The following is a 24,853-nucleotide window of genomic DNA, read 5'->3' on the forward strand; positions in this document are numbered from 1 at the left end:
TCCCGAAGATCGGGTGTGAGTTGGGATATTCTTCCAGGTGATGGCTGGGGGCGCTGCCCCCGCGCCCGTTCCGGGCGCTCCCCCGGGATATTTGCATGAAGAAGAAGCGGCTTACTGAGCGGGATGCGGTATTGATCGTTCATGATCAATGGGTAAACGTAATATGTTGCAGTTGATTCGATGGGCAGATCGTGATTGGCGGCCATGCTGCCTGCGGGGCGGTCAGGCCCGGAGTGATTTTCCCGTGCTCGCTATGGCTGGATGAAAATGCGTGGCCATTAACCCGTTGTTAGGATCTTGCAGGTAATGATACCCGCTTGACCCGAACCGCTACCGGTCACCCACCACTCATGAAGGCCGCCAGGGTCTCGGCCACCGCCTCGGGCGCATCGGCATGCATCCAATGCCCGGCATGCTTGATGCGCAGTAACCGCGCTTGCGGGAAATATTCGCGGATGGCGGCCTCGCCCGCGTCATCCACGTAATCCGATTCGGCACCGGCCATGAACAGGGCCGGGCCGTCGAATGCCGCCTTGGGCAGGCCCTTGGGCCAGCCGGTCGTGCGATCCATCCAGTCGTGCAGTGCCGGCAGGTTCAACCGCCAGCGGGGCGGATCGGATTTCAGGTCCAGCGATTGCAGGAAGAAGGCCCGCAGGCCGGCATCATCGATATGCTCGGCAAGCCGCTTGTCGGCTTCGCTGCGCCGGTTGAGCCCCTGCAGATCCATCGCCTGCATCGCCTCGACAAGATGGTTCTGGCTGTGGCCATAGCTCACCGGCGCGATATCCATCACCACCAGCTTGCGGATCAGTTCCGGTCGGGTCAGCGCCAGATGCATCGCGGCCTTGCCGCCCATGGAATGCCCTGCCAGATCGACGCGCCCGCCGAATGCCTCGATCACCGCGGCCAAGTCTCCGGCCATGGCGGCATAGCTGTGATCGGGATCATGCGGGCTGTCGCCGTGATTGCGCAGGTCCACAAGGATGACCCGCCGCTGTTCAGAGAGGCGCCGGGCGATGGCGCCCAGGTTGCGGCCCTGTCCGAACAGGCCGTGAACCAGCAGGATCGGCAGGCCCTGATCCTGCCCGGTGACGGAGTGATTCAGCTTCATGGTGGCGATCCTATGACGTCTGGCCTGCGCGCGCCATCCCGTCTATGACATGGGCATGACTCGCGATGCACAGACAATCGAAGATGTCCGCGACATGGCCGATGAGGTTGCACGGCTGATGGCGGATCGATTCGGCGGAGCCCGCCGGGGCGAGCGCCCGGACATGCAAGCCATGCTTAGGCGCCGGGGAGGGGCCTTGCCGCGCAAATTGCGGCGGATGGCCAAGGTTCTGGCCGAGGCCGATCTGCACAGCGCCCAGCCCAGGATCGCCCGGCAACTGGATTTGCCTGCCATCAGCCGCGCCCATCACGCGCTGATCGCGCATCTGCAACCGCTCGGAGAAATGAGCCGCTGGCGCAACCGTGCGCTGAATTTCGCGGCCTCGGTGCTGTTCGGGCTGATGCTGCTTGCCGCGGTGTTGATCTGGGTGATGATCCGGCGCGGCTCTCTCTGAGCCTCTCGCGCCTTGCGTGTATCGCAATGCTGCCTTGCCTGTTCGGGCCCTTGCTTGTGCTGCGCCGCAGCATGATCTTGGCCGCGAACAGGAAAGGACTCGTCATGAGTGATTCGCGCAGCATGCGGCCCGCCCTCATGGCCCTCGCATTGGGGGCCTTTGCGATCGGGACATCGGAATTCGCGGCGATGGGTCTCTTGCCCTATTTCGCGGGCGATCTGGGGTTGACCGAGCCGCAGGCGGGTCATGTCATCAGCGCCTATGCGCTTGGCGTGGTCATCGGCGCACCGCTGACCTCGATCCTTGGGGCGAGGCTCCCGCGGCGGCGTTACCTGGCGGCACTGATGGCGTTTTACGGGGTCATGAACCTGTTGGCCGCGGTCCTGCCGGGCTTTGCCATGCTGACGGGGATGCGTTTCCTGGCAGGTTTGCCGCATGGCGGTTTCCTGGGGGTGGCGATGCTCTATGCTGCCGACGCCTTGCCGCGCGAGCATCGTGCACGGGGTGCGGCGCAGATCATCATGGGGCTGACGGTCGCCAATATCGCCGGGGTGCCGCTGGCCGGGGCCCTGGGGCAGGGGATAGGCTGGCGTTGGGGCTTTGCGCTGCCTGGATTGCTGGCGCTGATCTCGGCCTGGGCGATCCTGCGGCTGGCACCGCGCGTGGGCGGCAATCCCGATGCGCGCCCATGGGACGAGTTGCAGGCGCTGCGCAACCCCAGGGTGCTGTGGCTGCTGGCGGTGGGCGCGATCGGCTTTGGCGGCTTGTTCGCCGTTTATGCCTTTCTGACGGCGGCGATGCTGGCCACGACGGATGCGCCGGGCTGGGCGATCCCGCTGGCCCTGGCGATGTTCGGGGTGGGCGGCACGCTTGGCACATGGGCCGCCGGGCAGATGACCGAGCGGTTAGGCCAGATCCGCGCCGCCTATGTCAGCCTTGCCGCCATGGCCGTGACCCAGGGCTTTGCCGCGCTGGTCGTGGGTGACTGGATGCTGATGGTCCTGTCCTCCTTCCTGCTGGCGGCGGGGGCGGGGCTGGTCATTCCGCTGCAGACCCGGCTGATGGATGTGGCCGGTCCCGCGCAGAGCATGGCCGCTGCCATGAACCATGCCGCCTTCAATGCCGCCAATGCCCTGGGGCCGTTCCTCGCCGGGGCCGCCCTTGCCGCCGGATGGGGCTGGCGGGCGCCGGGTCTTGTCGGGATCGCGCTTACGGCTGCGGGGGTCCTGGTTCTGATGCTGGCGGTACGACAGGATCGGGCAGTTGCGGTGCCGGAAGGCTGCGCATGATGACACGGCGCGAGTTCGAGGCGAATTCGCGCCGCCATGTCACGAAGAGCACGACCGCCGCCGCAACGGTGAGCGCCCAGGCCCCGGCCAGCCATGCCAGCCCCCCGAGCGCGAAATAGACCGAGCGCAGCCCGGCATTGAAGCTGCGGGCGGCGGTGATGTTCAGTTCCGCCGCCTGCCGGGCGCGGTCGCGGGCCATCGGGTGGTCGGATTCGTTCGGAACTGCTGCCATCATGATCGCGCAATAGCCGAAAAGCCGGTGCGACCAGACGAATTTCAGGAAGGCGTTGACGATGAAGAACATCGGCACCAGCAGCTTCAGCTCCCACAGAAGCGCGGTGCCGTGTTCCAACTCGAATTCCTGCACGATGCCGCGAAGCCGGTCGGTATTACCGATCATGGCCAGCGCGCCGCCGATGGCGATCATGCAGGCCGAGGCGAAGAACGCCGTGCCCTCGCGCAGGCTGGCCAGGATATTGCCGTCGAAGATGCGTGGATCGCGGGTGACGAATTGCTGCATCCATTCCCGGCGATAGCGCTTCATCAGCACAGAGACCGAGGGTTTGCCGGCAGGCGGGTTCTCGGTGATCCAGCCGATGCCGAACCATGCGACAAACAGAAACAGGACGGCTGCCAGATCGAGCGGCGTCAATTCGGCGGCGAAGGGGATATTGGCGAACATGTCCATTTCTATAGCATTTCCAGCAAGGGGGGATACCGGTTTCGCGTCCCGAGGGTGTATCGGAACCATAGGCCGTGAGGTGATCCGGTGGAAAGCGGAGGTATTGTTAAAAGTTGCATGAAAGGTCTTGAAAGCCGCGAATCTGCTCCCAGATTTCTGGCATCGGCGGCCTGAATGGCGCCGGTGAGCCGCCCGCCCGGAGATCGGGGGGCACTGACATAGCATCGCTTATGAAAGGATGTGACTGATGCGTAATTTCGACCTGACCCCGCTTTATCGCGCCACCGTGGGTTTTGATCGGCTGGCCGATGTCATGGATCGCGCGCTGACGGCCGATGTGGCCGCGCCGACCTATCCCCCCTACAATATCGAGAAGACCGGTGAGGACAGCTATCGTATCTCGATCGCCGTGGCGGGTTTTGCTCCCGACGATCTGAGCGTCGAGCTGCGTGACAGCGCCGTCATCGTCTCGGCTCAGAAGGCCGAGGAAGATGAGAGCCGCAGCTACCTGCATCGCGGCATCGCCACCCGCGCCTTCGAGCGCAAGTTCACCCTGGCCGATCATGTCCGCGTCGAGGGCGCCAGCCATGTCGATGGCATGCTGCATATCGACCTGGTACGCGAGATCCCCGAGGCACTGAAGCCGCGCCGGATCGAGATCGCCAAATCCGCGCCGAAGGTGGAGAAGCTGGACGCTTGACACCCGGTTTCATGCGATGATCGGGGGCGCTGCCCCCGCTCGTCGCTGACGCTCCTCACTCCCCCGGGATATTTGGATGAAGAAGAAGGGCGGCTTTCGGGCCGCCTTTCTGTGTGGGGTGGTCGGTCGCGCCCGCGGACAATCTGTCCGATTTGACAGCCTTTGATCAGCGACTATACGCCTCCCGCATACGTGGATTGGAAGGTGGTTGGTATGACGGTGATCGAGAGTAGACGAATATCCTTACGCCTCATTTCCGAAGAAGATGCTCCGGAGCTTCAGGCATACTACATGCGCAATGCAAGGCATCTGGAACCATGGGAGCACTCGCGTCCCGATGGTTATCACACCATCCCAGAATGGGAGAAGCGTGCCAAACAATTTGCCGAAGAAATATCCGAGGGGCATTCGTATCGTTTCGCGGCAAGATTGCATGGTGATGCGGAGGTCATGGCGGTTGCCAATTTCACCAATGTTGTGCGTGGTGCTTTCCTGGCTTGCAATCTCGGCTATTCAATTGATGCGAGGTGCCAGGGGCGGAATCTCATGTTTGAGGGGCTCTCCGTATTGATCCCGTATGTCTTTCAAGAGTATCGGCTGCACCGGATCATGGCCAACTATATTCCCGAAAACACAAGGAGCGCAAACTTCTGAAACGCTTAGGATTCGAAACCGAAGGGCGTGCACGGGATTATCTGCTGATCGCGGGATGCTGGCGAGATCATATTCTGACATCACTTATCAATCCGGAAAGAGATCCCTGAGGAACTGGTCAGCTCCAAGCTACGAAATGTTGTCCAACTCGTGAGCCGATACATCAGGATGCACAGGACTCCTAAAGCCTGCGCCGCGCCCGCAGGGCTGCGCTGATGGTGCCGTCGTCGAGATAGTCGAGTTCGCCGCCGATGGGCACGCCCTGCGCGAGGCCGGTGATCGAGACACCGCTCTCCGCCAGCGCGTCCGAGATGTAGTGGGCGGTGGTCTGGCCTTCCACGGTGGCGTTCAGCGCCAGGATGACTTCGCTTATGCCCTCGCGCCCGATGCGGTCGACCAGGGCGGGGATGCCCAGATCCTCTGGGCCGATCTCGTCCAGCGCGGAAAGCGTGCCGCCAAGCACATGGTAGCGGCCGCGAAAGGCCCGGCCGCGTTCGAGCGCCCAGAGATCGGCGACATCCTCGACCACGCAGATCTCGCCATTGGCGCGGGCCGGATCGGCGCAGATCGCGCATTCGTCGCGGTCGGTGATATTGCCGCAGGTCAGGCACTCGCGCGAATTCCGGGCGACATTGTCCAGAAGCTGGGCAAGCTGGGTCATCTGGCCGTTGCGCTTGCGGATAAGCTGCAGCACGATGCGCCGGGCCGAGCGGGGGCCGAGGCCGGGCAGCCTTGCCATCAGGGCGATCAGCGCCTGGATGTCGTCGCTGCCCTCGGCCATCGCGTCAGAACGGCAGCTTCATATCGGCGGGCAGGCCGAGTTCTTCGGTGATGCGGGACATTTCCGATTGCATCTTGTCCTGCGCCTTGCGCTGCGCATCCTTGATGGCGGCGAGGATCAGGTCCTCGACGACCTCTTTCTCGCTTGGCTGGAAGATCGACGGGTCGATATCCAGCGCCGTCAACTCGCCCTTGGCGGTGGCGGTGGCCTTGACCAGCCCGGCGCCGGATTCGCCGGTGACGGTGATCTTCTCCATATCCGCCTGCATCTGCTGCATGCGGTCCTGCATGTCCTTGGCGGCCTTCATCATCTTCGACATGTCGCCAATGCCGCCCAATCCCTTGAACATTCCTTAATCCTCATCCTCGAACGGATCCCATTCCTCGACTTCCGCAACGGGTCCCTGTGTCATGTCATGCGGGTTCGCCGCGCCCTCGGCGGCGATCTCGTCGGTCTGTAGCGGTTCCGGCGCGATCCGCGAGACGTTTTTCAGTTCCGCCCCCGGAAAGGCGGCCAGCACCTGCTGCACGATGGGCAGTTGCAGCGCCCGTTCGCGCGCCGCTTTCATATCGGCCTCGCGGGTCTCGGCGATGGTCGGGCCGCCGCCGCCATTCGAGACGGTCACCACCCAACGCTGCCCGCCGCACCAGCCGCGCAGCCGTTCGGCCAGCCGCTGCGCCAGGTCGGCGGGCGGGTTGGCGCGGGGTTCGAACTCGATCCGGCCGGGGCTGTAGCGGACCAGCGCGACATGGCGCTCGACCTGCACCAGCAAAAGCATATCGCCCATGCGCCGGATCAGCTCCATGACCGAGGCGAAATCGGGATAGGCCGCGAAAGCGTCGGGCGAGACGGCCAGCGCCGTGGCCGCGCCCGAGGGGTGCGTGGCGCCGGATTGCATCGCGACCGGAGGTGCAGGGCGGGCGGCGCGGGGGGCCTGTCCGTTCGGGGCGGCAGGCGCGGCTGGCCCGCGCGTGAAATCACCCGCCGCCCGCGACTGCTGGACCTTGCGGATCAGCGCCTCGGGGTCGGGCAGGTCGGCGACATGGGTCAGGCGGATGATCGCCATCTCGGCGGCCATCATTGCATTGGGCGCGGCAGAGACCTCTTCCAGCGCCTTGAGCAGCATCTGCCACATCCGGGTCAGCACCCGCATCGGCAGGCGTCCGGCCAGATCCTGTCCGCGCGTGCGTTCATCGGGCGAGATGGTGGGGTCTTCCATCGCCTCGGGGGTGATCTTGACGACCGAGATCCAATGCGTGATCTCGGCCAGGTCGCGCAGCACTGCCATCGGGTCGGCGCCATCGGCATATTGCGATTGCAGCTCGGTCAGGGCGCTGGCGGCGTCGCCGCGCAGGATCATCTCGAACAGGTCGATGACCCGGCCCCGATCGGCCAGGCCCAGCATCGCCCGGACCTGCTCGGCCCCGGTTTCACCGGCGCCATGGCTGATCGCCTGATCCAGCAGGCTGGTCGCGTCGCGGGCCGAGCCTTCGGCGGCGCGGGTGATCAGGGCCAGTGCCTCGTCGGTGATCTGCGCGTTTTCCGCTGTGGCGATGCGGCGCAGCAGCGCGATCATCACCTCGGGCTCTATCCGGCGCAGGTCGAAACGCTGGCAGCGCGACAGGACGGTGACAGGGACCTTGCGGATCTCGGTCGTGGCGAAGATGAATTTCACATGCGGGGGCGGTTCTTCCAGCGTCTTGAGCAGCGCGTTGAAGGCGCTGGTCGAGAGCATGTGGACCTCGTCGATGATATAAATCTTGTAGCGCGCCGAGGCCGCCCGGTAATGCACCGATTCGATGATCTCGCGGATATCGCCGACGCCGGTGCGCGAGGCCGCGTCCATCTCCAGCACATCGACATGCCGGCCTTCGCTGATCGCCACGCAATGTTCGCATTGTCCGCAGGGCTCGGTCGTGGGACCGCCCTGACCGTCGGGACCGACGCAGTTCATGCCCTTCGAGATGATCCGGGCGGTGGTGGTTTTCCCGGTGCCGCGAATGCCGGTCATGATGAAGGCCTGCGCGATCCGGTCGGCGGCAAAGGCGTTCTTCAGCGTGCGCACCATCGCGTCCTGGCCGACAAGATCGGCAAAGGTTTCGGGCCGGTATTTGCGGGCCAGCACCTGATATGCGGGTTTGTCTTCGCTCATCCTCACCTCGGCGGTCGCGCCACTCTAGCTGTGGGGTCGGGCGGCGGCAACCGGGGTCACATCGTCAGCAGGCGAATTCCGGAAAAGATCACCGCCGAGAGGATCGCGGCAGCGGGAACCGTGACGATCCATGCGGCGACGATGGTCAGCACATGCGAGCGGCGCACCAGCTTGCGGCGGCGGCGCTCGTCAGAGCCGATGCGGGGGCGGTCGGGGATTGCGATATGGGCGCGGCGCAAACGGCGCTCGGCGTCCCATTCACGGAAGAAGCCGACGCCGAAGACCGCGCCGACCGCGATATGGGTGGAACTGACGGGCAGCCCCAGCCAGCTTGCGATGATCACGGTGATCGCTGCCGACAGGGCCACGCAATAGGCGCGCATCGGGTTCAGCTTGGTGATCTGGCTGCCGACCATGCGGATCAGTTTCGGCCCGAAGAGGAACAGCCCGAAGGAGATCCCGAAGGCGCCGATTAGCATGACCCAGAAGGGGATGGTGACGGCCTCGGCAAAGCTGCCGGTCTGCGATGCCGCGACGATGGCGGCCAGCGGCCCGACCGCGTTCGCGACGTCATTCGCGCCATGGGCAAAGCTGAGCAGCGCGGCGGACACGACCAGCGGGATGCCAAACAGGACTTTGAGCGATTTGTTGCGGTTCTCCAGCCCCTGCGATTGATGGCGGATCACCGGGATCATTCCCAGCCATGCCACCGCGCCCAGGACCAGCCCGATCAGCAGCGCCAGCCCCATCGAGACCGAGATCAGGTGCTTGAGCCCTTTCAGCGCAAGATAGGCGGTAAACGTGCCGGCCATAATCCCCACCAGCACCGGCACCCAGATCCTTGCGGCGGCGAGCTTGTCGTCGCGATAGATGATCCGGGCCTTGATGAACCACAGGAAACCGGCGGCCAGCAGCCCGCCAAGCGCGGGCGAGATCACCCAGCTTGCGGCAATCGCGCCCATCGTGCCCCAGCTGACGGCACTGAAACCCGCAGCCGCGATGCCCGCGCCCATGACGCCGCCCACGACTGAATGAGTGGTCGAGACCGGTGCGCCGATCCATGTCGCCAGATTGACCCAGAGCGCCGAGGATAACAGCGCCGCCATCATCGCCCAGATGAAGATCGCGCTGTCGGCCAGACTGGTCGGCGCGATGATTCCCTTGGATATGGTCGAGACCACGTCGCCCCCGGCGATCAGCGCGCCCGCGCTTTCGAAGATCGCCGCGATGGCGATGGCGCCGCCCATGGTCAGGGCATTGGCCCCCACCGCAGGGCCCATGTTGTTGGCGACGTCATTGGCACCGATATTCAGCGCCATATATGCACCGAACCCCGCGGCAATGGTGACGACCAGAGCGTTGTTGCCTTGCCCCAGGAACAGCGATGCGGCCAGGCCGGCCAGCACGATGAAGACAAGCGCGATGCCGGGCCCGACCAGCGGGCGGCCGGTATAGGCCGCGGCCAGTTCGAGTTTCGAGAACCTGCCGAGATCGCGGTCCAGCGTCTCGAGATGGCGCGCTTCGAAATCTTTGTCGGACATGTGGCCCCCATGCTGCGGCAGGGTTTGACTAGGCGGGATTCACCTGCAGATCAAGCGCCGATGAGTTGCGTCCCGCGATGGCCGGGGGCTTCACGCCCCCGTCGCCGGCTGGTTCTCGAACCAGTGGCGCGACCTCCCGGCGACCCCACGGGATATTTGTATGAAGAAGAAATGGCAGAGGGCGCTTTGGAGTGGCCCGGGTGATCTGGCCGAAGTTGCGATCCCGGTTTGCTATGCGGCCTCGGTCCTTCTTGCGATGGCGATTTCCTCTGCAGTGAGCGGGCCGGGGAAATGGCAGGCGGTCTGGTGATCGGCACCCTGCAGGACCGGCACCTCTGCGGCGCATCTTTCTGTGGCGCGCGGGCAGCGGGTGCGGAAGACGCAGCCGGAGGGCGGGTTGAGTGGAGAGGGCAGATCGCCGGCCAGCGGCACCACCGATCCGGCCATGTCATGCGCGGGATCGGGCACCGGCACCGCCGATAACAGGGCCTGGGTATAGGGGTGCTGGGGCGCGGCATAGAGATCGTCGGAAGAGGCGATCTCCATCACCCGGCCCAGATAGAGCACCATCACCCGGTCGCTGATATGCTTCACCACTGACAGGTCATGGGCGATGAAAACCAGCGCGAGGTTCAGTTCCCGCTGCAGGCGGATCAGCAGGTTGATCACCTGCGCCTGGATCGAGACATCCAGCGCGCTGACCGGCTCGTCGCAGATGATCAGCTTCGGCTCGACGATCAGGGCGCGGGCGATGCCGATGCGCTGGCACTGGCCGCCGCTGAATTCATGTGGATAGCGGTTGATCTGGTTGGGCAGCAGTCCGACCTTTTCCATCATCGCCTTGACCCGCTCTTTCACCTCGGCGCGTTTCAGGCCGGGGTGATGGGTAGTGAGCGGCTCGGCGATGATCTGGCCCACCGTCATGCGCGGGTTGAGCGAGGCCAGCGGATCCTGGAACACCATCTGGATATCGCTGCGATATGTCATCATCTGCCGGGGCGAGAGCCCGATCAGATCCTTGCCGTCGATCCATTCGGCCTGTCCTGAGGCCGGGACGAGGCCGATCAGCGCGCGGGCCAGCGTCGATTTCCCGCAGCCGGATTCGCCCACGACGCCAAGGGTTTCACCGGGAGCGAGGGTGAAATCCACGCCGCCCACCGCATGCAATTCGCGGGGCGGGGTCCAGGGCAGGTCGCCCTCGCGCCGGATATGAAAGGTCACGCGCAGGTCGCGCACATCGAGCAGGGGTCTGGTCATGGCTGTCCACCTTGCGTCGCGGTTTGGGCTTGGGGCAGGCGCCGCTGCAGCACGTCATCCAGCGGCGCGAAACAGGCGCGGGCGCGGGCGTGGGCGAATTCGTCCAGCGTGGGGCGCTGGCAGGCGCAATCCTCGCGCCGGTAGGGGCAGCGGGGCTCGAAGGCGCAGCCTGCGGGCGGGCGCGTCATGTTGGGAGGAGAGCCGGGAATGGCCGACAGCTCGTCGCCCTCGTGATCGATCCTCGGGATCGCGCTCAGAAGGCCCTGCGTATAGGGATGGGCGGGTGCCTCGAACAGCGGCCCGACCGGTCCCGTCTCGCGGATGCGGCCGCCATACATGACGGCGACCCGCTCGCATGATCCTGCGACGACGCCCAGGTCATGGGTGATCAGGATCATCGCCATGCCGAATTCGCGCCGCAGCTCGGCCAAGAGCGTCATGATCTGCGCCTGCACCGTCACGTCGAGCGCCGTGGTGGGCTCGTCCGCGATCAACAGGCGGGGGCGGCAGAGCAGTGCCATGGCGATCATCACCCGTTGCCGCATCCCGCCCGAGAATTCGTGCGGATAGAGGCGCATACGGCCCTTGGCATCGGGGATTTTCACCGCGTCCAACATCCGCACGGCCTCGGTCACGGCCTCGCGCCGCGAGATGCCCTTGTGCAGGGTCAGCACCTCGGTCATCTGGTCCGAGACCCGCATATAGGGATTGAGCGATGTCATCGGATCCTGGAAGATCATCGCGATCTTCTCGGCCCGGATGCGGTTGAGGATTTTCGGCGGCGCGTTCAGGATCTCCTGCCCGTCGAAACGGACCGAGCCGGTGGCCTGCCCGTTCTTGGCCAGAAGCCCCATGATGGCGAAGGAAAGCTGCGATTTGCCGCTGCCGGATTCGCCGACCACGCCGAGCGTTTCTCCCTGGTCCACCGACAGGCTCACGTTGTTCACCGCCTGCACCATGCCGTCATTGGTCCGGAAGCTGACGCTGAGATCGTTGATGTCGAGTAATGCCATGTCAGCGATCCTTCGGGTCCAGGGCGTCACGCAGGCCATCGCCCACGAAGAAGAAGCCGAAAAGGGTGATGACGAAGAAGAACAGCGGGAAGGCAAGCTGCCAGAGCGTGCCATAATTCATCGTGCCCGCTCCTTCCGAGATCAGCGCGCCCCACGAGGTCAGCGGTTCCTGCACGCCGAGACCGAGGAAGCTGATGAAGCTTTCGGTCAGGATCATCAGAGGCACCAGCAGCGTCGCATAGACGGCGACCACGCCGAGCAGGTTCGGGACGATATGGCGGATGATGATCTTCCAGCTCGAGACGCCGGTGGCGCGGGCGGCCTCGATGAATTCGCGGTTCTTCAGCGACAACGTCTGGCCGCGCACGATCCGCGACATTTCCAGCCACGAGATCAGGCCGATGCCCAAAAACAGCATGGCGATCGAGCGGCCGAACATGACCAGAAGCAGGATCAGCACGAACATGTAGGGGATCGACATCAGGATATCGACGGCCCGCATCATGAACTGGTCGGTGCGACCGCCGACATAGCCCGCTGTCGCACCGTAAAGCGTGCCGACGATCACCGCGATGCCGGCACCGACGATGCCGACCATCAGCGAGATCTGCGTGCCCTGCACGGTGCGCGAGAACAGGTCGCGGCCCAGATCGTCGGTGCCGAAGTAATGGCCGTTTTCCAGCGAGGGGGCCCCCATCGTGGCGACCTGTCCCATGACGGCGAAGTCCAGCTCTTCGTTCGACCAGACCGCCATCAGGTCGCCGAACAGCGCGAAGAGCGCCACGAGGATCAGGATCACCAGTCCCGCCATCGCCGCCTTGTTGCGCAGGAAGCGCTTGCGGGCATCGGCCCATGGGCTGCGTCCCTTGACCTCTTCCTCGACCATGCGGGTGGCGAGGCTTTGCATCTTATCTTGCTCTATCACCATGGCTCAGTACCGGATCTTTGGGTCGATCCACGCATAGAGGATATCGACGACGAGGTTGAACAGGATGGTCAGCGCTCCGATCAGGATCGTCACGCCCATCATCACCGCGTAATCGCGGTTCAGCGCGCTTTCGACGAAGGCCTTGCCGATGCCGCCGGTCGAGAAATAGAGATCGATCACCACCGAGCCGGTGATCATCGACACGAAGACCGGGCCCAGATAGCTGATGACCGGCAGCATCGCCGGTTTCAATGCGTGGCGCAGGATGACGCGATGTTCGGGCATGCCCTTGGCACGGGCAGTGCGGATATGGTTGCTGCCCAGCACCTCCAACATGGACGAGCGGGTGATCCGTGCGATCGAGGCCATGTAGCTGGTCGCCAGAGCGACCACCGGCATGATCCAGAAGCTGGGATCGCTGAAACTCCAGCCGCCGCCGGGCAGGATACGATACCACAGCGTGAAGATCAGCACGAGGATCGGCGCCATGACGAAATTCGGCAGGACCTGCGCCCCGATCGAGATACCCACGGCCAGATAATCCAGCCAGCTATTATGGCGGATCGCGGCGGCCACCCCCAGGCTTACTCCGACCAGCACGGCGCCCAGAAAGGCCAGCGAGCCATAGGTCAGCGTCACCGGGAAACCATCGGCGAGCAATTCGTTCACCGTGCGGTCGGGATAGACGAAGCTGGGGCCGAAATCGAAATGGACGACGATCCCGTAGACATAATTGACGATCTGGCGCCAGAGTGGTTCGTCCAGACCGTATTTGGCGTTCAGATTGGCCAGCACACGTGCCGGGAGTTCCCGCTCATGCGAGAACGGACCACCGGGGGCCAGGTGCATCAGAACAAAGGAAATGACAATCAGCAGCAGCAGCGTCGGTATCGCCACCGCCAGCCGCCGCATGATAAACGCGAACATTGGCGCAGCCTCCCTGCGTTTTTTAGGTCAGGCTATATGACCAAAGCCGGGAGGAGATGGAACCCCTCCCGGCTGGTTTTCTTGAACGGGATTACTCTGCCACGCGATACATGTCCTTGGCGTACCAGCTCATCATCACGTTCTCGAGCGGCGCGCCGCGCAGGCTCGGCTCGATATATTGCGGCTGCGAATAGTGATAGGCGGGGGCCAGGGCCATGTCGCCGATCAGGATTTGCTCGGCCTGCTTGTAAAGCTCGGCCGGGTTTTCCGAGGTCGCGGCCTCGGCAAGCAGCTTGTCATATTCCGCGTTGGACCATTTGCCCTGATTGTAACCGTCGGTGCGGAAGTAGTCGAGGAAAGTGGAAGCCTCGTTGTAATCGCCGCACCATGCATAGCGGGCGATCTCGAAATCCTGGTTGTTCAGGCGGTCGATATGGACCTTCCATTCGTAATTGTTCAGCGTCACGTTCACGCCGATGGCTTTCCAGAACTGCTGAACCGCGATGGCCAGTTTCTTGTGGTCCTCCGAGGTATTGTACTGGATCGTCAGCTCCAGCGGGTTGTCGGGACCGTACCCCGCTTCGGCCAGCAGGGCCTTGGCTTTCTCAAGCCGTTCCTGCTGTGTCCAGCCAGCCATCTCAATTTCCGGCGCTTCGAAACCCTCGATGGCCCAATGGGTCCAGAAATAGGCCGGTTCCTGGCCGCCCTGCAGGATCTTGTCCACAATGATGTCGCGGTCGACCGCATAGGACAGCGCCTGACGCACCTTGAGATCCTTGAGCTCTTCGGGGCCCTTGTCCGACAGGTTGAAGATATAGGCGTAAGAGCAGGCCCATGGCGGCGCCACGACCGAATCGCCATGTTCCTCTTTCAGGCGCGGGAATTGCCCGGCGGGAAGCTGGTTCATCCAGTCGATCTCGCCCGCCAGCGTGCGGGTCAGGCCGGTGTTCTGATCGTTGACGGTGACGAATTTTACCTCGTCGATGATGGTGTTCTCTGCATCCCAGTATTCGTCGTTCTTGACCAGCACGGCCTCGACGCCGAGATCGTGGCTTTTCAGGACATAGGCGCCGTTCCCCACCATATTGCCGGCCCGGGTCCAGGCGTCGCCATGCTCTTCGATCACCGTTTGCGGGGTGGGGTAGGTCGTGGAATGCGACAATGTCTTGAGGAAATACGGTGTCGGCTTGTGCAGTTTGACTTCCAGCGTCTTGTCATCGACGGCGGTGACGCCAAGCTCTTCCGGTGCTGTCTCGCCATTCACGATCTCGGTCGCGTTGGTGATGTTCATCAGCTCCATGAACCAGGCATATTCCGAAGCCGTCTCGGGGTTCACGGCACGTCGCCACGCATAGACGAAATCGCCCGCGGTCACCGGATCGCCATTGGACCATTTCGCATCGCGCAGATGGAAGGTATAGGTCAACCCGTCCTCGCTGACTTCATGGCTTTCGGCGACGCCGGGGACCATGGCGCCGGTCTCGTCCTCGTTCATCAACCCTTCGAAAAGCTGCCGGATCATGTCCGAATCGGTTCGGGACGATGTCAGCTGCGGATCGGCGGATTTGATCGCGTCGAGAATCCAGAAGCTGAGCGACTGGTCCTCGGCCAGGCTTTCGCCCTCTGCGGGCTGGGCGGCATATGCGGGCAGGGCCAGGGCGGCCACAAGCGCGGTCGTCGTGAACAGCTTTGTCATAGCGTTCCTCCTTGTTGAATGTCGGTGCCTTTGCACCGGAATGGGATGAAGTTAAATCAACGGCGGATGGCGTAAAGTTGAATTGTCACTTTTCCATCGACCATAGTTGTGGAAGAGAGGCCGAAATGACGAAGCAGGGGCATATCACGCTGGTCACCGGCGGGGCACGGTCAGGTAAATCGGCCTTGGCCGAACGGCTTGTCGCGCGCCATGATCTGCCTTGGATCTATATCGCCACGGCAGAGTCTCGGGATGGCGAGATGGAAGAAAGAATTCTTCAACATCAACAGCGTCGCGGCGAAAGATGGAACACAATCGAAGAGCCGGTCGCCTTGGACCGGGCCTTGCGGGACAGCGATGGCCGGGGCGTCCGGCTGGTCGATTGCCTGACCTTGTGGCTGGCCAATTGCGGGGAGTCCGCCGATATCGAAGCGCTGATCCTGACCTTGCGTCAGCAATGCACGCCTGTCGTGCTGGTGACCAACGAGCTGGGGCTTGGGGTTGTGCCGGACAACGCCATGGCGCGTCGTTTTCGTGATCAGCATGGCTGGATGAATCAGGCAGTGGCCGAGGTCGCGGACGAGGTCTGGATGTCGGTCAGCGGTCAGCCCCTGCAGCTGAAACCTGCGCGGGAGGATATCGATGCGCTCATATGACGAACAGGCGGCGAAAGCTGCGCGCAGCCGTCAGGACAGCCTGACCAAGCCGCCGGGTTCCCTTGGCAGGCTCGAGGAACTGGCGGTGTTCCTGGCCGGGTGGCAGGGGCGCGAACGGCCCCGGCTGGACCGCGCGCAGGCCATCGTTTTCGCGGGCAATCATGGCATCGTCGCGCAGGGCGTGAACCCGTTTCCGCCCGAGGTGACGGAATTGATGGTGCAGAATTTCCGCGCCGGCGGGGCGGCGATCAACCAGCTTTGCCGGGTGGCGGGGGCGGGGCTGTCGGTCCTGCCTCTGGAACTGGACCGCCCGACCCGAGATTTCACGCAAGGCCCCGCCATGGACCCCGCCGAGGTCGAGGACGCCATGGCCCAGGGTGCAAGCGCGGTCGATGCGAATGCCGATATCCTGCTTTTGGGCGAGATGGGGATCGGCAATTCTACCGTCGCGGCGGCGCTTGCGGCCTCGGGTTTCGGCGGGGATGCGCAGGATTGGGTCGGGCCGGGCACCGGCGCCGAAGGGGATATCCTGTCCCGGAAATTGCAGGCCGTCGAGGCGGGGCTTGCCCGGCATCGGCCGGTCACTGCGCGCGAGGCGCTGGCGGCGTTCGGCGGGCGCGAGCAGGCGGCGATCTGCGGCGCGGTCATGCGGGCGCGGGAACTGGGACTGCCGGTGATCCTGGACGGGTTCATATGCACGGCGGCGGCCTCGGTGCTGACCCGCGACGATCCGCAGGCGCTGAGCCATTGCCTGATCGGCCATGAAAGCGCCGAGCCCGGACATCGCCGCCTTGTCGCTGCCTTGAACATGAGGCCGGTCCTGTCTCTCGACATGCGGTTGGGAGAGGGCTCTGGCGCGGCGGTGGCGCTACTCTTGCTGCGCGCTGCGGTCGAATGTCATAACGGCATGGCGACTTTCGCGGAGGCCGGAATTGGCTAAATGGCATCAATTCATCCTGGCGCTGGTGTTCCTGACGCGCCTGCCGCTGGAACGCCTGTTGCCGCAGCGGATATTGCCCCTTTCGGCGAGCAGCTGGGCGTTTCCGCTGGCTGGCGTGGTCGTCGGGGCGGTGGCATCGCTGCCGTTTCTGCTGCCCGGACCGGCCTTGCTGCATGCCGCCCTGTCAGTTGCTTTGGCGACCTGGTTCACCGGGGCGCTGCACGAGGATGCCCTTGCCGATTTCACCGATGCCGCGGGCGGACGAGACAAGCAGGATCGCTTGCGGATCATGCGGGATTCAGCAATCGGCAGCTTTGGGGTGATCGCCCTGATCCTGACCAGCCTGATCCGCGTGACGGCGCTTGGCGTGCTGGGGCCCTGGCATCTGATCGCCGCCGCCGCCTGTGGCCGCACGGCGACCGTGCTGACCCTTGGGGCCATGCCACCCGCCCGCCCGGATGGTCTGGGTCATGCCGCCGGTGCGCCCGGCGCGCGCAATCTGGGGGTGGCTTCGCTCATTGCTATCCTGTGCCTGTTCTGGGCCGGAGACGGCGCGTTCATTGCATTGGTCGCGGGATTGGCGGCCACGGGCTTCACCATCCGGCAGGCGCGGAAATGGCTTGGCGGTCATACTGGCGACGTTCTCGGCACGGCCTCGATCCTGACCGAGACGGCAATGCTGGTCGGTTTTGCCCTGGCGATCTAGACGGCGGCTGTCAGGGATTTTCTTGACCCCTGCGAGAGCTTCGCGCATACCCCCGCACAGTTTAAAAGCGCCGGAAAACCGGCGGCCCCGCATCCGCGGGGGTGTTTTCCGAGGGAGGGAATCATGGGCGGCCTTCTGGCCTTGTCGCGCGGCATCGACCGAGTGAACAGCTTGATCGGGCGCAGCGCGTCCTGGTTGATCCTGCTGGCAATTTTCGTCAGCGCGGGGAATGCGATCATCCGCAAGGTTTTCAGCATCTCATCCAATGCCTGGCTCGAATTGCAATGGTATCTTTACGGTGGAGCGTTCCTGCTGGCGGCGGCCTATACGCTGCTGGAGAACGAGCATATCCGCATCGATATCCTTTATGGCGGCCGTTCGCGGCGGACCCAGCACTGGATCGACCTGATCGGGCATACTTTCTTTCTCATGCCGATGGTGATCCTGTCGCTGTGGCTGATGTGGCCATGGCTGGTGCGCAGCATCAATTCCGGCGAAATGTCGATGAATGCCGGTGGGCTGATCCTGTGGCCCGCCAAGACGGTGCTGTTCACGGGCTTCGTGCTGCTGTTTTTCCAGGGCATTTCCGAGATCATCAAGAAGATCGCCATCATGCGCGGCCTGATCGAGGATCAGCACGCGTCCACCGGTCATCATGTCCCGCTGGAGGTCGATCCGGAACTGCTGGCGCAGGCCGGGTTTGCCGATCCGGATGGCAAGGAGAGTGACGGGAAAGACAACCGGGGCGGGGAGACACGCAAATGATGGAGCTCATCGCGCAGAACATGGCGCCGATCATGTTCCTTTCGCTGATCGTCTTCCTTATTCTCGGCTATCCGGTCGCCTTCGCGCTGGCCGCGAACGGGCTGCTGTTCTTTATCGTCGGGGTCGAGCTGGCGCCGCTGTCGGCCGGCACGATCCATCTGGACTGGCCATTATTGCGGGCAATCCCCGACAGGTTCTTCAACGGGGTCGTGTCGAACGAGACGCTGCTCGCGGTGCCGTTCTTCACCTTCATGGGGATCGTGCTGGAGAAATCCGGCATGGCCGAGGACCTGCTGGACACGATCGGTCAGCTTTTCGGCCCGGTGCGGGGCGGGCTTGCCTATGCCGTTATCATCGTCGGCGCCTTGCTGGCCGCGACTACGGGCGTCGTGGCGGCCTCGGTGATCGCCATGGGGCTGATCTCGCTGCCGATCATGCTGCGCTATGGCTATGACCGCCGGATCGCTACGGGGGCGATCGCGGCCTCGGGGACATTGGCGCAGATCATCCCGCCCAGCCTGGTGCTGATCGTGCTGGCCGACCAGCTGGGGCGCTCGGTCGGGGACATGTACAAAGGCGCGCTGATCCCCGGCCTGGTGCTGACCGGCATCTACCTGGGCTATGTCTTCGTCATGTCGATCATCCGCCCGAACGCGCTGCCCGCCCTGCCGAAAGAGGCGCGGACGCTCGGCTCGGGGATTGCCTCGCTGCTTGTCGCGCTGGCGGCTGGCGTCGGGGTTTTCTACCTGGCGTGGAAATGGCTGCATCCGACGCATGGAAACGATGCCGATATCCTGGCTGCCGGAATGGCGGTGATCGCCGTCTATCTCGTGGCGGTGTTGGACAGGGTGCTGAAGACCGGCGTGATGTCGCATCTGGCCCAGCAGGTCATCATCGTGCTGATCCCGCCGCTCGCGCTGATCTTCCTTGTGCTGGGGACGATCTTCCTCGGCGTCGCCACCCCGACCGAAGGCGGCGCGATGGGGGCTGTCGGCGCGCTGGTCCTCGCCGCGGGCAAAGGGCGGCTGAACATGCGAGTCATCAGCCAGGCGCTTGCGGCAACAACCCGGCTCTCGGCCTTCGTGATGTTCATCCTGATCGGCGCCCGGGTCTTCTCGCTGACCTTCTACGGGGTCAACGGGCATATTTGGGTCGAGCATCTGCTGACCTCGCTGCCGGGGGGCGAATACGGCTTCCTGATCGCCGTGTCGTTCCTGGTGTTCTTCCTGGCCTTCTTCCTCGACTTCTTCGAGCTGGCCTTCATCATCGTCCCGCTTCTGGCTCCCGCCGCCGAAAGCCTGGGCATCGACCTGATCTGGTTCGGGGTGATCCTGGGTGTGAACATGCAGACCAGCTTCATGCATCCGCCATTCGGCTTTGCATTGTTCTATCTGCGCTCGGTCGCGCCACGGGAACCCTATGCCGACCGGGTGACGGGGCAGACCATCGCGCCGATCAAGACCAGCCAGATCTATTGGGGTGCGGTGCCCTTCGTGTTCATTCAGATCGTGATGATCGCTGTCGTGATCAGCTTCCCGCAGATGGTGCTGCATTACAAAGGGGCGCCGGTGGATACGTCGAATGTCAGGATCGAGATCCCGTCAGGCGGAATGGGCTCGGGCGCCAGCGGCGGAAGTGGCTTTGGCCAGCTTGGCGGCTTGGGTGGCTCACCCTTCGGGCAGTCAGGCGGTGGCGAAGAAGCTGCGACATCGTCGGGTGGCTTCGGCACGTTGGGCGGACTTGACGGAGCTCCGGATTTCGGCGCTCCGCAAGGTGAGACCGACACCCTTAACGACAACGGAGCGGCGGCACCGGAAGAGGGCACGAATGATCCGGCGGGCGGGCTTGGCCTTGGTGGCGGGCCGCCGCCGGGGCTTGACGGGAACTGAGCGAGGCGATGAAAGCCGGGCGGGGTGCTGCCAGGATCTGATCGGATTGCGTCCCGCGATGGCCGGGGGGCTGCCTGCCCCCGGCCCCCCGGAGGTGTTTGTCTAAAGAAGAAGGGGCGGCTCAATCCAGTATGTTTTTCGTACTGGATTTGGCGCGCCGGTTCCGGGTTCGGGTGGCGGAGGCCTCTTCTTTCGCGTGAATGGGGCCGAAACGTCGTGCAACGCACGCTGCCTGTGTACGGGCTGTGTACGCCCTGTGCACGTTCGGTGCACGGGTTGTGCCGCCGGATTCCCAGCATTTGCTGGTCAAACCGGGCGTGGTGTTGCGGGCAGTGCCCGATGCAACGTACGCTGCTGTTGCACTGTTCAAACAGGGGCGGCGCTGTCACGCTCGACCAGGGTGACCGGGATCTCGGTGCGGGTCGGGGGGGCTTCGGCCGGGCGCTCGATGGCGTCCATCGTGGCGCGGGTCAGTTCGGGCAGGGATTGCCGGATCGTGGTGAGCCGATGCGAGGACCAATCCGAGATCGGCGCGTCGTCGAAGCCGATCACCGACAAATCGCCGGGAATCCGGAGGCCGAGTTCGAAGCGCGCCGTGTTCAGCACGCCGAGCGCGATCTCGTCGGTGACGCCGAAAATGCCGTCGATTCCGGGGCTTGCCAGAAGGGAGCGGGCGGCGTCGATGCCGGTTTGGTAGTTGTTCGGCCCCTTCTCCCACCGTGTGACCGGGATGCCGCGCGCCGTCATCTCGTCGCAGAAGGCCCGCGCGCGAACCCGCTTGGCCGAGGTGCGCGAGCCCGAGACCACCACTGCGACATGCCGGCAGCCTGCCATTGCCAGCCGCTCTGCCGCCAGTCGCCCCCCGGCAGCGGAATCGGCGAGGATCAGGTCGGCCAATGCGCCACTGGGCCGGGCGGGGCGGTTGATCAGTACCATCCGTGCCCCGTTGGCCGCGCAAAGCCGCATCAACCGGTCCGGAGCCGCGCCTGACAGCAGCACCACCGTCCGCACCCGGTAGTCCAGAAGTCGTGCGAGATCAGTGGCTTTCGCCGTGCCCGCGCTGTTGAGCAGCAGGCATTGCAGGTTTCGCCGGTGCATTTCGGCGCTAAGCGCGTCGAACTGGGCCGAGATATAGGGATTGGCGAAATTCGCGCCGACCACGCCGACAAGATCCGAGCGGTCCTGGTGCAATATCCGGGCAAGCCGGTTGACGCGATAGCCCAGTTCTTCCGCGGCGGCGAGGATGCGGGCGCGGGTCGGAGGCGAGACGCAACCTCCGGGCGTGAAGGCGCGCGACACGGCCGAGCGCGAGACCCCCGCCAGCCGGGCGACATCGGCCGAGGACACGAAGCGGGCGCTTTTGTCCGGGGCGGTCATCTACCGGGTCTCGCGGAAAGCTGCGTTTGTGCCTGCCGCGCCAGTGCGATCATCGGGGGCAGGGGATAGCCTTCGTCCAGCCCGCGTAGACCTCGCAGATATGTCAGTGCCGCGTCGAGATCGGGGAAATCGGCGTGGCGGCGCAGATGCAGCCACAGCGCGAGAACTGCGACCGAGCGCGACCGCCCGCCCCGGCAATGCACCAGAAGCCCGCCGGGCCGGTGCGGCGGGTAATGCGGTTTACCCTCGGTATAGGTTGCCGCGAGCCCGTCGATCAGCCGGATGGCGGCCTCGAATAATTGCGGGGCGTTTCCCGGACCGTCCAGCAATCCGATCTGGTAGCGGCGCATCTGCGTGCCGTCCGGCAGCGCCAGCGGGCCGGGGAAGATGTTCATTGCCAGGTTCAGCGAGGCGGTTATGCCTGCAGCGGCCAGCGCTTCGGCATCCTCGGCAGCGCTCAGATTGCCGAGGAAAAGCCGGGTCAGCCCCGGTCCCGGTGCGTCAGCGACAGGGATCAGCAGGAAGGCCGCATCCTCTTGCGTCTCGGAATGCGGCGCGGTGCCGGGCAGGAAATGGCGGGGGGCGGGCATGGTCAGACCTCGACGGGTGTTTCGCGGATCAGGCGGCTCCCGAGGGCGCGGCACAAGAGAGGCGCCTTGGCCAGATCGGTGAAGGCGGGAATAACCTGCCGGGCCTCGCAGTGTTCGGCCATGGCCAGCAGGTCGCGGCGTCGTGGATGGACATTCCACGGCATCCAGCGCGCCCGGCCAGACGATACCGCCGCATGAGCGGGGCTGCTGTGCGGCAGGTGGCTGGAGAAGATCAGTCGGAATTCCTGCCGTTCCAGCAGGGTGGCAGGCAGCCCGCTTTCGGCGACTGCGCCCACCGCAACGACGACCTGATCGGGGCGGGCGTCATGGGCTCCGACCACCGGGACGGGCTTGCCGCGAAACCCGCGCATTTCAGCGGCGATACCGGCGCAGGCATGGACGGTCAGTCCCCGCGCCTGCAGGGCCTCGACCATGTCCGGTCCTCGTCCGGCAGCGGGTGTCGGCAGGACAGCGCCTGTCCGTGCGACCTCGGCGATGCGCTCGACCTGATCTGTCAGCGGCTCGTCACGGTCGCCATAAGATGTGTCGGCCAGCACGGTCGCGGCCTTGGGAAACGGGGCGAAGGGCAGGGCGCACGCCTCGGTGCTGAAATCCCCGGTATAGAGGAAACCGCCCGCCTCGGTGGGCATGTGCAGCCAGATACCACCCGGCGCATGTCCCGACTGTCCGGTTTGCAGGGGCAGGCCCAGAACCGGCGTCACACCGTGCAAGGGCAAGTGGTGGACCGTGGCAGGGCACCCGCCGGGCAGTTGCCGTAGCGTCTCGGCGGTGGCGAAAACCGGCGGATTGCCCAGTTCTTCCAGCCGGTCGAGGCTGCCGCAATGGTCGATATGGGCATGGCTCAGCAGCACCGCATCGACCCGGCCCGCCGCTGACAGGTCGGGGCGCTCGCCCGCCTCCAGTCCGGCGCCAAGATCGAAGAGCAGGCGGCGGCCCGAATGTTCCAGCAGGAAGATGGCGGCGCTCTTGCGGCCCAACCCGCTGATCGCGGTCAGTCTTGCCATGGCAGCACTCCGGGTGGAAGGCGGCGGCGGAACAGCAGGCTGGCAAGCATCAGCACCAGGATCAGCGCCACCATCAGGCAGCCCACTGCCGCCGCGAGGGTCGATGAGCCCGCCTCTTCGAGGAAGATGATCATCGGGCCAATGGTCTGTGCCCGCGACGAGACCAGCAGGACCGAGACCTGTATCTCGTTGATCGCGGTCATGAAAACCAGCACGCCAGAGGCCATCGCTGCCGGCGCGAGGCTAGGCAGCACGATATCGCGCAGACGGGTCAGCAGGCCCGCCCCGGTCAGTTGTGCGGCCTCGTCCAGCGCCCGGTCCATCTGCGCATATCCGCCAAGGATCGGGCGCAGCGCGAGGGCAAGGAAATTCGACAGATAGGCGGCAAGGATCACCCAGATCGTGCCGTAGAGCCCGGTGCCGATGAACGGCAGGGGCCTCAGGAAGAACAGGATCATCGCGACGCCGATGATGATGCCGGGCAGCGCATAGGCCAGTTCCGAGGCGATCATCAGCGCGCGCGCGATCCGTCCGCGCCGCCAGCTCAGGATATAGCCGAGCGCGACCGAGATCGGCACCAGAACCGCCACCGCCGCCAGCGTCAGCCACAGGCTGGTCAGGAAGGCGTCGCGGATGCCGGGATGGTGGAACAGCGCATTGGCGAAGTTTTCGAATGTGAGGGTTTCGGCGCTTAGCGGCTGGCCATAGCCGCGCACCAACGCCGTGCCGAGAAGTGCGGTCAGCGGCAGCACGAGGCAGAGCGCCAGATAGCCCCATGCCAGCAGCGTCACCGGCATGCGCCAGCGCCCCAAGGACAGGCGCGGGGGGCGGGCGGCGCTGTTCACGCGTTGATCTCCGCGCCGTCCCAACCATGCGGTCAGCGCCATGCCCGACAGGGTCAGGACCGCCAGCAGCAGTGCCAGCAGCGCCATGTCGTTCAGCGCCGACGGGCCGTAAGAGTTCAGTTGCTGATAGATCAGCGTGATCAGGGTCGGCACCCTTGCCGGAATGCCCAACATCGCCTGGATGCCGAAATTGCCGATCGAGGACACGAAGGCCAGCGCCGCCCCCGCGAAGATGCCGCCGCGGATCAGCGGCAGGACGATGTCCCGCGTCACCGGCAGGGCTCCGGCCCCCGCCGAGCGTGCGGCCTCGATCAGCGGGGCGGGCAGGCGATGCAGGCTGGCGCGCACCGACAGGAAGACCAGTGGCGCGTTGTAGAGCCCCAGCAGAAAGACGATGCCGCCTGCGGAATAGAGCGGGTGGCGCGTGCCGGGGGGGAGCGACAGGTCGAGGGCGCCCAGAAGCGGGCTGGCGGGCGAGAAGGCCTGCACCCATGCCAGCGCCGTCACCTGCGGCGGGATCATCAGCGGCAGGACGAAACCGAACACCCATGCCGTGCGGCTGCGCATGTCCGACAGCCCGGCAAGCAGCGCGGCTGCCGTGCCGATCACGGTGGCCAGCGCGGTGGCCGAGATCGATATCCAGACCGTGTTGAGCGTGGCCTCGATGACCCGGCGTCCGCCCAAAAGCTCGGTGATCCGTGCGCCGTTGAAACTGCCATCCGGCATCAGCGCGGCATATCCCAACCGCGCCAGTGGGGCGACCGACAGCAGGCCGACGAACAGGACAAGCAGCGCCACCACCGCGTGCTCGTCTCCTGCCCGCGTGAGATGCCGAAGCGCCCGCAAGGGGCGCCCCGATCTGTTCATTGCCAGTT

The 24,853-nt window shown here is 64.7% G+C and carries 24 protein-coding genes; 9 read left to right on the forward strand and 15 right to left on the reverse strand.

Annotated elements, in window-relative coordinates:
• Positions 1-337: 337 nt before the first annotated feature.
• A complete protein-coding gene (locus JHX88_RS04820) occupies positions 338-1,111 on the reverse strand; it encodes an alpha/beta fold hydrolase (RefSeq protein WP_076525732.1) in 774 nt (257 codons plus the stop codon).
• A 55-nt stretch (positions 1,112-1,166) separates the two neighbouring features.
• Here JHX88_RS04820 and JHX88_RS04825 point away from each other — a divergent pair, with 55 nt between their 5' ends.
• The gene (locus JHX88_RS04825; protein ID WP_272848188.1) at positions 1,167-1,565 is read left to right on the forward strand and encodes a hypothetical protein; all 399 of its coding nucleotides are present in this window, start codon (positions 1,167-1,169) and stop codon (positions 1,563-1,565) included.
• 104 nt (positions 1,566-1,669) lie between these two features.
• A complete protein-coding gene (locus JHX88_RS04830; protein WP_076525918.1) occupies positions 1,670-2,854 on the forward strand; it encodes an MFS transporter in 1,185 nt (394 codons plus the stop codon).
• Here the strand turns inward: JHX88_RS04830 and JHX88_RS04835 are convergent.
• The gene (locus JHX88_RS04835; protein WP_084203117.1) at positions 2,775-3,536 is read right to left on the reverse strand and encodes a DUF599 domain-containing protein; all 762 of its coding nucleotides are present in this window, start codon (positions 3,534-3,536) and stop codon (positions 2,775-2,777) included. The genes JHX88_RS04830 and JHX88_RS04835 overlap by 80 nt on opposite strands.
• A 247-nt stretch (positions 3,537-3,783) precedes the next feature.
• Between JHX88_RS04835 and JHX88_RS04840 the strand changes: the two genes are divergently transcribed.
• Entirely contained in the window at positions 3,784-4,236 is a 453-nt protein-coding gene (locus JHX88_RS04840) for an Hsp20 family protein (protein ID WP_076525738.1), read from the forward strand.
• Positions 4,237-4,449: 213 nt separating this feature from the next.
• Positions 4,450-4,890, forward strand: coding sequence for a GNAT family N-acetyltransferase (locus JHX88_RS04845; protein WP_272848189.1), 441 nt, complete (start codon positions 4,450-4,452; stop codon positions 4,888-4,890).
• Positions 4,891-5,071: 181 nt separating this feature from the next.
• Here the strand turns inward: JHX88_RS04845 and recR are convergent, their stop codons facing one another.
• The 9 genes from recR to JHX88_RS04890 all read right to left on the reverse strand — a co-directional run bounded on the left by recR (position 5,072) and on the right by JHX88_RS04890 (position 15,185).
• Positions 5,072-5,671, reverse strand: coding sequence for a recombination mediator RecR (recR, locus tag JHX88_RS04850; protein ID WP_076525740.1), 600 nt, complete (start codon positions 5,669-5,671; stop codon positions 5,072-5,074).
• Positions 5,672-5,675: 4 nt separating this feature from the next.
• Complete coding sequence (locus JHX88_RS04855; protein ID WP_076525742.1) at positions 5,676-6,020, reverse strand: YbaB/EbfC family nucleoid-associated protein; 345 nt, start codon at positions 6,018-6,020, stop codon at positions 5,676-5,678.
• 3 nt (positions 6,021-6,023) lie between these two features.
• On the reverse strand, positions 6,024-7,823 hold the full coding sequence (locus JHX88_RS04860; protein ID WP_076525744.1) for a DNA polymerase III subunit gamma/tau: 1,800 nt from the start codon (positions 7,821-7,823) through the stop codon (positions 6,024-6,026).
• Positions 7,824-7,879: 56 nt separating this feature from the next.
• Positions 7,880-9,364, reverse strand: coding sequence for an inorganic phosphate transporter (locus JHX88_RS04865; RefSeq protein WP_076525746.1), 1,485 nt, complete (start codon positions 9,362-9,364; stop codon positions 7,880-7,882).
• Between the two features lie 231 nt (positions 9,365-9,595).
• Positions 9,596-10,621 (reverse strand): oligopeptide/dipeptide ABC transporter ATP-binding protein, encoded by a 1,026-nt coding sequence (locus JHX88_RS04870; protein ID WP_076525747.1) that lies wholly within the window; start codon positions 10,619-10,621, stop codon positions 9,596-9,598.
• Positions 10,618-11,634, reverse strand: coding sequence for an oligopeptide/dipeptide ABC transporter ATP-binding protein (locus tag JHX88_RS04875; RefSeq protein ID WP_076525749.1), 1,017 nt, complete (start codon positions 11,632-11,634; stop codon positions 10,618-10,620). The genes JHX88_RS04870 and JHX88_RS04875 overlap by 4 nt, the downstream gene beginning before the upstream one ends.
• Before the next feature lies 1 nt (position 11,635).
• Positions 11,636-12,541, reverse strand: a complete 906-nt coding sequence (locus JHX88_RS04880; protein WP_076525750.1) for an ABC transporter permease subunit — start codon at positions 12,539-12,541, stop codon at positions 11,636-11,638.
• Between the two features lie 24 nt (positions 12,542-12,565).
• Positions 12,566-13,489, reverse strand: coding sequence for an oligopeptide ABC transporter permease OppB (gene oppB / locus JHX88_RS04885; RefSeq protein ID WP_076525752.1), 924 nt, complete (start codon positions 13,487-13,489; stop codon positions 12,566-12,568).
• Between the two features lie 91 nt (positions 13,490-13,580).
• The gene (locus tag JHX88_RS04890; protein ID WP_076525754.1) at positions 13,581-15,185 is read right to left on the reverse strand and encodes a peptide ABC transporter substrate-binding protein; all 1,605 of its coding nucleotides are present in this window, start codon (positions 15,183-15,185) and stop codon (positions 13,581-13,583) included.
• 125 nt (positions 15,186-15,310) lie between these two features.
• Here JHX88_RS04890 and cobU point away from each other — a divergent pair, with 125 nt between their 5' ends.
• The 5 genes from cobU to JHX88_RS04915 all read left to right on the forward strand — a co-directional run bounded on the left by cobU (position 15,311) and on the right by JHX88_RS04915 (position 20,141).
• Positions 15,311-15,841 carry a bifunctional adenosylcobinamide kinase/adenosylcobinamide-phosphate guanylyltransferase gene (gene cobU / locus JHX88_RS04895; protein WP_076525756.1) on the forward strand — a complete coding sequence of 177 codons (531 nt, stop codon included), beginning with the start codon at positions 15,311-15,313 and terminating at the stop codon, positions 15,839-15,841.
• Positions 15,828-16,781, forward strand: a complete 954-nt coding sequence (cobT, locus tag JHX88_RS04900; protein WP_076525757.1) for a nicotinate-nucleotide--dimethylbenzimidazole phosphoribosyltransferase — start codon at positions 15,828-15,830, stop codon at positions 16,779-16,781. Before cobU ends, cobT begins: the two co-directional genes overlap by 14 nt.
• Positions 16,774-17,487 (forward strand): adenosylcobinamide-GDP ribazoletransferase, encoded by a 714-nt coding sequence (gene cobS / locus JHX88_RS04905; RefSeq protein ID WP_141225818.1) that lies wholly within the window; start codon positions 16,774-16,776, stop codon positions 17,485-17,487. Before cobT ends, cobS begins: the two co-directional genes overlap by 8 nt.
• A gap of 123 nt (positions 17,488-17,610) precedes the next feature.
• On the forward strand, positions 17,611-18,252 hold the full coding sequence (locus tag JHX88_RS04910) for a TRAP transporter small permease subunit (protein WP_076525761.1): 642 nt from the start codon (positions 17,611-17,613) through the stop codon (positions 18,250-18,252).
• Positions 18,249-20,141 (forward strand): TRAP transporter large permease, encoded by a 1,893-nt coding sequence (locus tag JHX88_RS04915; RefSeq protein WP_076525763.1) that lies wholly within the window; start codon positions 18,249-18,251, stop codon positions 20,139-20,141. The genes JHX88_RS04910 and JHX88_RS04915 overlap by 4 nt, the downstream gene beginning before the upstream one ends.
• Positions 20,142-20,507: 366 nt before the next feature.
• Here JHX88_RS04915 and JHX88_RS04920 read toward each other — a convergent pair whose 3' ends face one another.
• From JHX88_RS04920 to JHX88_RS04935, 4 genes are read right to left on the reverse strand one after another with little or no spacing between them, the layout of a single operon-like run.
• On the reverse strand, positions 20,508-21,518 hold the full coding sequence (locus tag JHX88_RS04920) for a LacI family DNA-binding transcriptional regulator (RefSeq protein WP_076525765.1): 1,011 nt from the start codon (positions 21,516-21,518) through the stop codon (positions 20,508-20,510).
• The gene (locus tag JHX88_RS04925; RefSeq protein WP_076525767.1) at positions 21,515-22,108 is read right to left on the reverse strand and encodes a protein-tyrosine phosphatase family protein; all 594 of its coding nucleotides are present in this window, start codon (positions 22,106-22,108) and stop codon (positions 21,515-21,517) included. The genes JHX88_RS04920 and JHX88_RS04925 overlap by 4 nt, the downstream gene beginning before the upstream one ends.
• Before the next feature lie 2 nt (positions 22,109-22,110).
• On the reverse strand, positions 22,111-23,133 hold the full coding sequence (locus JHX88_RS04930; RefSeq protein WP_076525769.1) for an MBL fold metallo-hydrolase: 1,023 nt from the start codon (positions 23,131-23,133) through the stop codon (positions 22,111-22,113).
• Complete coding sequence (locus tag JHX88_RS04935) at positions 23,121-24,845, reverse strand: ABC transporter permease (RefSeq protein WP_076525771.1); 1,725 nt, start codon at positions 24,843-24,845, stop codon at positions 23,121-23,123. Before JHX88_RS04935 ends, JHX88_RS04930 begins: the two co-directional genes overlap by 13 nt.
• Positions 24,846-24,853 lie beyond the last annotated feature (8 nt).

Source organism: Paracoccus saliphilus (assembly GCF_028553805.1).
GTDB classification, from domain to species: Bacteria; Pseudomonadota; Alphaproteobacteria; order Rhodobacterales; family Rhodobacteraceae; genus Paracoccus; species Paracoccus saliphilus.

What these genes read in the sequence shown, in the direction of transcription:
- JHX88_RS04820 (WP_076525732.1), bottom strand. Translation starts at nt 1,111, where the DNA reads ATGAAGCTGAATCACTCCGTCACCGGGCAGGATCAGGGCCTGCCGATC.
- JHX88_RS04860 (WP_076525744.1), bottom strand. Translation starts at nt 7,823, where the DNA reads ATGAGCGAAGACAAACCCGCATATCAGGTGCTGGCCCGCAAATACCGG.
- JHX88_RS04835 (WP_084203117.1), bottom strand. Translation starts at nt 3,536, where the DNA reads ATGTTCGCCAATATCCCCTTCGCCGCCGAATTGACGCCGCTCGATCTG.
- oppB (WP_076525752.1), bottom strand. Translation starts at nt 13,489, where the DNA reads ATGTTCGCGTTTATCATGCGGCGGCTGGCGGTGGCGATACCGACGCTG.
- recR (WP_076525740.1), bottom strand. Translation starts at nt 5,671, where the DNA reads ATGGCCGAGGGCAGCGACGACATCCAGGCGCTGATCGCCCTGATGGCA.
- JHX88_RS04855 (WP_076525742.1), bottom strand. Translation starts at nt 6,020, where the DNA reads ATGTTCAAGGGATTGGGCGGCATTGGCGACATGTCGAAGATGATGAAG.
- JHX88_RS04890 (WP_076525754.1), bottom strand. Translation starts at nt 15,185, where the DNA reads ATGACAAAGCTGTTCACGACGACCGCGCTTGTGGCCGCCCTGGCCCTG.
- cobT (WP_076525757.1), top strand. Translation starts at nt 15,828, where the DNA reads ATGCGCTCATATGACGAACAGGCGGCGAAAGCTGCGCGCAGCCGTCAG.
- JHX88_RS04935 (WP_076525771.1), bottom strand. Translation starts at nt 24,845, where the DNA reads ATGAACAGATCGGGGCGCCCCTTGCGGGCGCTTCGGCATCTCACGCGG.
- JHX88_RS04825 (WP_272848188.1), top strand. Translation starts at nt 1,167, where the DNA reads ATGACTCGCGATGCACAGACAATCGAAGATGTCCGCGACATGGCCGAT.
- JHX88_RS04875 (WP_076525749.1), bottom strand. Translation starts at nt 11,634, where the DNA reads ATGGCATTACTCGACATCAACGATCTCAGCGTCAGCTTCCGGACCAAT.
- JHX88_RS04920 (WP_076525765.1), bottom strand. Translation starts at nt 21,518, where the DNA reads ATGACCGCCCCGGACAAAAGCGCCCGCTTCGTGTCCTCGGCCGATGTC.
- JHX88_RS04880 (WP_076525750.1), bottom strand. Translation starts at nt 12,541, where the DNA reads ATGCAAAGCCTCGCCACCCGCATGGTCGAGGAAGAGGTCAAGGGACGC.
- JHX88_RS04865 (WP_076525746.1), bottom strand. Translation starts at nt 9,364, where the DNA reads ATGTCCGACAAAGATTTCGAAGCGCGCCATCTCGAGACGCTGGACCGC.
- cobU (WP_076525756.1), top strand. Translation starts at nt 15,311, where the DNA reads ATGACGAAGCAGGGGCATATCACGCTGGTCACCGGCGGGGCACGGTCA.
- JHX88_RS04925 (WP_076525767.1), bottom strand. Translation starts at nt 22,108, where the DNA reads ATGCCCGCCCCCCGCCATTTCCTGCCCGGCACCGCGCCGCATTCCGAG.
- JHX88_RS04910 (WP_076525761.1), top strand. Translation starts at nt 17,611, where the DNA reads ATGGGCGGCCTTCTGGCCTTGTCGCGCGGCATCGACCGAGTGAACAGC.
- JHX88_RS04915 (WP_076525763.1), top strand. Translation starts at nt 18,249, where the DNA reads ATGATGGAGCTCATCGCGCAGAACATGGCGCCGATCATGTTCCTTTCG.
- JHX88_RS04870 (WP_076525747.1), bottom strand. Translation starts at nt 10,621, where the DNA reads ATGACCAGACCCCTGCTCGATGTGCGCGACCTGCGCGTGACCTTTCAT.
- JHX88_RS04845 (WP_272848189.1), top strand. Translation starts at nt 4,450, where the DNA reads ATGACGGTGATCGAGAGTAGACGAATATCCTTACGCCTCATTTCCGAA.
- JHX88_RS04840 (WP_076525738.1), top strand. Translation starts at nt 3,784, where the DNA reads ATGCGTAATTTCGACCTGACCCCGCTTTATCGCGCCACCGTGGGTTTT.
- JHX88_RS04930 (WP_076525769.1), bottom strand. Translation starts at nt 23,133, where the DNA reads ATGGCAAGACTGACCGCGATCAGCGGGTTGGGCCGCAAGAGCGCCGCC.
- JHX88_RS04830 (WP_076525918.1), top strand. Translation starts at nt 1,670, where the DNA reads ATGAGTGATTCGCGCAGCATGCGGCCCGCCCTCATGGCCCTCGCATTG.